Origin of the sequence: Leptolyngbya cf. ectocarpi LEGE 11479 (assembly GCF_015207065.1) — a bacterium.
GTDB lineage: Bacteria > Cyanobacteriota > Cyanobacteriia > Phormidesmidales > Phormidesmidaceae > Leptothoe > Leptothoe ectocarpi.
Genome location: NZ_JADEXP010000355.1, coordinates 1 through 6,566, shown reverse-complemented (window position 1 = coordinate 6,566; position 6,566 = coordinate 1). Strand labels below are relative to the sequence as shown.

At 50.2% G+C, this 6,566-nt stretch carries 3 protein-coding genes; all 3 read left to right on the top strand.

The features are described from left to right. The coding region (locus tag IQ260_RS25455; RefSeq protein WP_193995883.1) for a CHAT domain-containing protein at positions 1-2,444 on the top strand (2,444 nt) is incomplete at its 5' end. A gap of 231 nt (positions 2,445-2,675) precedes the next feature. Further along, positions 2,676-3,707, top strand: coding sequence for a DUF928 domain-containing protein (locus IQ260_RS25450; RefSeq protein WP_193995882.1), 1,032 nt, complete (start codon positions 2,676-2,678; stop codon positions 3,705-3,707). Positions 3,708-3,920: 213 nt separating this feature from the next. Beyond that, positions 3,921-6,452, top strand: coding sequence for a CHASE2 domain-containing protein (locus tag IQ260_RS25445; RefSeq protein ID WP_193995881.1), 2,532 nt, complete (start codon positions 3,921-3,923; stop codon positions 6,450-6,452). The last annotated feature ends 114 nt before the right edge of the window (positions 6,453-6,566 follow it).

The following is a 6,566-nucleotide window of genomic DNA, read 5'->3' as shown; positions in this document are numbered from 1 at the left end:
CTGTGGCTCCGTCCAGCTCAGCCGTTGACCCCCTAGCCGCCGGACGGAGCCACTACCATGCCGGACAGTTTGCCGCTGCCATTGAGCAGTGGCAGCGGACAGTTCAACAGGCTGCTGCGCAAGGCGATCTGCCCCGTCAGGTCATGAGCTGGAATGGAATCGCCTCTGCTCAACAAGCCCTAAACCACTGGTCTCAGGCAAGCCAGGCCGTTGAGCAAAGTCGCACACTACTAGAAAATACTGCCGCTGCCGACCCGATCCTTTGGGCTCAAACCCTCAATACCCAGGCCAGTTTACTCCTCCATCACAGAGGACAGGCTGCCACAGCTCTAGACCTATGGCAGCAGGCCGAAATCTACTATCAACAGGCAAATGACACCGCTGGAGTCTTAGGTGCTCAAATTAATCAAGCCCAGGCCCTGCAGAGCCTCGGATTTTACCGGCGGGCAAAGCAGCAGCTAACAACGGTCACCCAGCGGCTGGCCACACTGCCCGACAGCCCGCTTAAGATTACGGCCCTGCGGAGTTTAGGACAAACGCTACAGCTGATTGGGACCCCCCAGGACAGTTACAATACCCTCGCCCAAAGCCTTGAAATCGCTCGTCATTTAAATGCCCAGCCCGAGCTCAGCTCGAGTTTTTTAAGCATTGGTAAGCTAGCAGCTAAGCTAGCGTCCCCTGACAAGGCTCTGGCCTACTTTCAATCGGCTGAAGAGGCAGCCCTCACAACCCTTGATCAGCTGCAGGCTCGTTTGGAACAGCTGGCTATCTATGTCGCTATCAATGACACCAATGACATCCAATCCATTGCCTCGCTCGTCGGGCCTATTCAACAGCAGCTGACGACGCTGCCCCCTAGCCGTACAACTATTTACGGCACCATTAACCTGGCCCATAGTCTCTCCCAACTGCCTCGCCCTCAGCAGCCACTGTCGACGGCCCAACTCAGTCAGCTATTGGTCCATGGGGTACAAGCCGCTAAACAACTACAGGATCAGCGAGCCGAGGCCTACTGCCTCTATCAACTGAGCCAGCTCTATCGGCAAAATCAGCAGCCAGCCGAGGCCCTAACTCTGACTCAACAGTCCTTAACCCTAGCTGAGGCGATCCAATCAGATGACATTATTTCCCAATCAGCCTGGCAGCTAGGGCAGCTCTTAGCAAAACAGCAGCCGACATTGGCTATCGCCGCCTATACCAGGGCCGTAGACGCCCTGCAGTCATTACGGGGTGACCTGGTTGCGATTAATCAGGATATTCAGTTTTCCTACCGAGAACAGGTAGAACCGGTTTACCGAGAACTGGCTGCCCTGCTGCTGGCCGAGGGCAGCCCCGAGTCCCTAGAAGCCGCTCGTCAGGTACTAGAGGGACTGCAAACAGCCGAACTAGACAACTTTTTTCGAGAAGCTTGTCTAGATATACAAAGCAACTCAATTGACCAGATTGATACTAAGGCAACGGTCATCTATTCGATTCTTTTAGAAGACCGTTTGGCGGTAATTTACTCTCAACCCGGTCAGCCGCTACAAACCTATTCCACTCCGGTAGATCCTACAACCCTCGACACGACGCTGCGCTTATTTTTAGAAAGCTTACATCCGTCGACCGATCGTCGAGACCAGCTAGCCTACGCTCAAACCATCTATGACTGGTTGATTCGCCCTGCCGAGAACAAAGGTATGCTAACCCCTGACCAGCCCCTGGTCTTTGTACTAGATGGGTTTTTGCGCAATTTACCCATGGCCGCTCTCCATGATGGTAAGCAGTATTTAATCGAAAAATACGCGGTTGCCCTATCGCCTGGACTACAGCTATTGCCTGCCAACACCTCCAGCGATCAACAGACAAAGGCCCTTGTGGCCGGTGTTAGTCAAGCTCGTGGTCGCTTTAGTGCCCTGCCTGCGGTCAAAGAAGAAGTACTCAACATTAGCAATCTGTTGCCTTCATCTCAGCTGCTAGACCAGCAGTTTACTCGCCAGGCCTTGCGAAAAGGGTTAGATGATCCTCAAATCAATGTGTTGCATCTAGCCAGCCATGGCCAATTTAGTTCTGATTTTAGCCAGACCTTTTTTCTTGCCTGGGACGGAGCCATTAATATTAACGAGCTCTCAGAACTGCTACAGCGTCGGGATATCGACCGCAGTCAGGTGATCGATCTGTTGACCTTAAGTGCGTGCGAAACAGCAACGGGGGACGATCAAGCCACTTTGGGATTAGCCGGACTGGCCGTCCGTTCAGGGGCGCGCTCCACCTTGGCCACGCTGTGGTCAGTCAAGGATGACGTTGCTAAGCAGCTGATGATCGAGGTCTATAAAAATTTGGAACAGGTCCAAATGACCAAAGCAGAAGCCCTGCGCCAGGCCCAGTTAGAGCTTTTGCACACGCAAGAGTTTGCCGATCCATTCTTTTGGGCCGCCTATGTTTTGATCGGGAACTGGCTCTAAAGCTCTAAATAGGATGAGATGGCAGGCAATCATTCCTTCGCTTGATTAAAATTGATAAAGAGATATGATGAAATCACAGGGTGCAGCTCTTCTCATAGTTAGGATGACTATGGGCAAGACTGAAAATCGCAGATGAAAGCCAACAATCAGGGCATCTCTGGTGTTGTCTATCGTTATCAAAGACTGTTACAAGATTAACGAAGTCAAAGGTAAGGTACTAGAGATCCCTCTATGGATGACGTCTGCCGTAGCCGATATACGGTAGTCTATCCTGCAAGTGCTTGCCTGCGGTTGAAGGCGGTACCTGTTATGAACTATGGCGTATTGACTAATGTTGTCGGGCTGTTGCCGATAGTTTTGGGGATATGGCTAGCGGCCTTACCAGCCTTGGCCGTTACGTTTATCCCTCCCGAAGATAATACGGCTCCTGGGCACTCCGTTGGAGGTGCGTCCCGTAGAGGCCTGCAGTTTATTCCCCCACCGGATAATGCTAGTCCGCAGCAGACGGCCAGCGGTGCATCTCGAATTGGCTTTACGCCACCGCCTGAGAATAGTGCGCCGGGTTATACGGCTAGTGGTGCCAGCCGTGATGCTGACTTTATTCCGCCCCCAGACAACTCCACTCCCCTACGCACTGCGAGCGGGGCATCCCGCAGTCCCGGTGCTGTGACTGCCAGGGCCGAGACTGCCGGGGCTGAGGCCGACATCAGCGTACTGTCTGAGCATACCCCTGCGATGCTGGCGGTAACCCCGCCAAGCTACTATGGCTTAACCGTTTTGGCTCGTCCCACCATGATGGCCTATCTGCCCAAGACCAGTGCTCAAGCGGCGATCTTTAGTCTTAAAGATGAAGCCCAATCGGTGATTTATCAACAGGTTGTCCCCCTGGATGGAGCGGGTGGAATTTTGGCGATTAGTTTACCGGAGCAGGGACCAGCACTTGCCATTGGCGAATATTACCATTGGTATGTGACGCTGCAAACCGACACCTATCTGACACCGGGCAGTCCCTATGTGGAGGCTTGGATTAAGCGAGTTGAGCCCACTGCAGCTATGGCTGAGGCCATGGATAACCCAGATCGACAGGTAACAGCTGAAGTGATGGCCCAGTCTGGTATTTGGTATGATGCTGCGGAGCAGTTGGCTACTGTTCAGTCAGAGCCTCAGATTTACGGTGATACTGCGGCCAGTTGGTCGGAGTTCCTAACATCTGTAGGGTTAGAGTCGCTGGTGCAGCGTTCTTTTCTGGGAACAATACAGTGACAAGGGGGGGACTCCTTGTAAAGTAGGACGAGCTGTAGCCAAAGATTTGGGGCCTATCTGCTGATTTTACTAAAAATCACTGAAGTTAAAGGAAAATAGCTTATGCTTGGAACTCCGTTTTCCAAATAGTGTTGCCAATACGTGTTTTTAGCGGCTCTGAGACAGTTTATCCAACAGACTAAACCTGCTTGGCCCATAGTTCCTAGTGTGGCCGTGACAGTTATTGTCGCTAATGCTGTTGGGGTATTTAATTTATGGGAGTGGGCGATCCGAGATGAATTTTTTCGTCGTAGGCCTCTAGCCTCTGTAGATGATCGAATTGTTGTTGTTACTGTAGACGAACCGGATATTCAACGGTTGGGTAACTGGCCCATAACTGATGAGATCTTGGCTCAGGCACTAATTAATATTCGAGCGCAGCAGCCTCGGGTGATTGGATTAGATCTCTATCGAGATTTGCCAGAAGAGCCGGGGCATCAAAAACTACTTGATGTTTTTAAGACGACTCCTCAGCTTATCGGTGTTGAAAAAATTTCTGGGACTCAGGTAGCACCACCGCCAGTATTAGCAGCGTCCGATCAAGTTGCCATGTCAGATTTTGTCGTCGATAAAGATCAAACTATTCGACGTATTTTAGTTGTTGCTGAAGACAAAAAAACGTCTGTCATTAAGACGGGGTTGGGTACCCAGATCGCCCTTGATTATTTAGCAAAAGATAATATTGCCCTTGAATCGGTGAACCCTGAGCAACAGAAGTTTCGATTGAACCAGACTAACTTTTCACCGATGGTACGGCGAGCGGCTGGCTACTCTCGTGAGGATCTAGGCGGTTATCAAATATTGATGAACTGGCACGGTCCCAATAACCGGTTTCAGCAAATTTCGCTGAGTGATGTACTAGCTGGGAATATGTCGGCTGATTTGATGCGCGATCGCATTGTCTATATTGGTTCGATTGCCGTTAGTGCTAAGGATTTTTTCGCCACCCCCTACAGTGGTGGTCTTACCCGTCAAGAGGAACCCATGCCAGGGGTCTTTGTCCATGCCAATATTACTAGCTATTTGCTAGATAGTGCCCTTGGTCGACACACCCTGCTTAAGGGGTGGACCTGGGAATACCAATGGATGTGGATCGTTGTCTGGACTTTACTAGGGACGTTGGGTACTTGGTGTTTGGAAACCTACAACCACCAGGAAAATCGGCAGCGGCGATGGTTTCTAACCCCTGGAGCGGTGACTGGGTTGGAGGTCGCCCTGATGCTGGTGGGAAGCTACGGCATTTTTCTGCTGGGGCTGATACTGCCAGTGATGCCACCGATGACGGCGTTGGTGGCAAGCGCGATCGCAACGACTAGCTGCTTTAAAAACCATCGATTAAAGCTCACCAATCAGCAGTTAGAATTCGCTAACCAGCAACTTTTGGACTATGCAGTCACCCTAGAAACAAAGGTACAAGAACGCACCTATGAGCTAGCTCAAGCAAAACAGGTTGCCGATAGTGCTAATCAAGCCAAAAGCGAATTTTTGGCCAACATGAGCCATGAACTCCGCACACCGCTCAATGGCATTTTGGGCTACGCCCAAATTTTACAAAATTCACGGACCCTCTCCGATGAAGAACACAGTAGGGTTTCAATTATTTATCAATGCGGCAACCATTTGTTGACACTGATTAATGATGTTTTAGATCTCGCTAAAATCGAAGCTCGAAAGCTTGAACTCTTCCCAAAAGAAACGTATCTAGAACCCTTTTTGCTAAGTGTTGCAGAAATTTGCGAGATTCGTGCCCGTTCCAAAAAACTCACGTTTAATCTGGATTTTGACCAATCTTTGCCCCACAGGGTGATGATTGACGACAAACGATTTCGTCAAGTCTTAATTAATCTACTGGGTAACGGCATCAAGTTTACCGATCAAGGTGCGGTTACACTCAGTGTCAAGCGATTGCAGCGGGGCTCTTTTGTGACCTGCCAGGCAGAGGAAAGGACCGAACGGCCCGAAGCGCTATCTTGCTGGCTGCGCATATCTGTTGCAGATACAGGTATTGGCATGACCTCAGATCAGCTACACGAAATCTTTCAGCCGTTTGAACAGGTGGTCAATAGCCAGCATCAGCTAGAAGGCACTGGTTTAGGGCTGTCCATCAGCCAAAAAATTGTGCGGCTAATGGACAGCCACCTGCAGGTTAACAGCTGTCCAGGAGAAGGAAGCGTGTTTTGGATGGATGTGGAAATGCCTGTTCTAGACTATGATCCTCAGCCACCAAAGCCAGGGCAAGCTCCGGATAAAACGATTGTTGGCATCAAAGGAAAATCACCTAGCATTTTGGTGGTTGATGACAGTCAAAAAGATTCGTTACTACTGTTCGATTTTTTGACGTCCATAGGGTTTCGAACCCAGATTGCTGAAAACGGGACCACTGGATTGAAAATCGCTCAAGCTCAGCAGCCTGATCTAGTGATTACTGACTTGGTGATGTCTCACTTAAACGGCATTGAGTTTATCCAACAGCTCCGTCGCATCCCTGAGCTGGAAACAATACCGATTATTGTGATTAGTGCCAATGTTCTTGAAGCTTCTCGCCATCAAAGCTTAGCCGCCGGAGCCCATGCCTTTTTACCTAAGCCGATAGACTTTAAGGCGTTAGTGCAGCAGCTGCAAACTCATCTAGGTCTAGAGTGGCTCCATGAAATATCCAAGGCTGAGATGCCTCAGGTGGGTATGCCCCCGACGTTAGTGTCATGAATTTTTCGCCACAGATTTGCGGTCATGTTTAGCATGGTCTCGCTCAATGACAAGGAAAAAGACGGTTAAACAGCTCGTTTCATGAGGGAATGCTCCAATTTCATCAGACTTGGT

What these genes read in the sequence shown, in the direction of transcription:
- IQ260_RS25450 (WP_193995882.1), top strand. Translation starts at nt 2,676, where the DNA reads ATGGATGACGTCTGCCGTAGCCGATATACGGTAGTCTATCCTGCAAGT.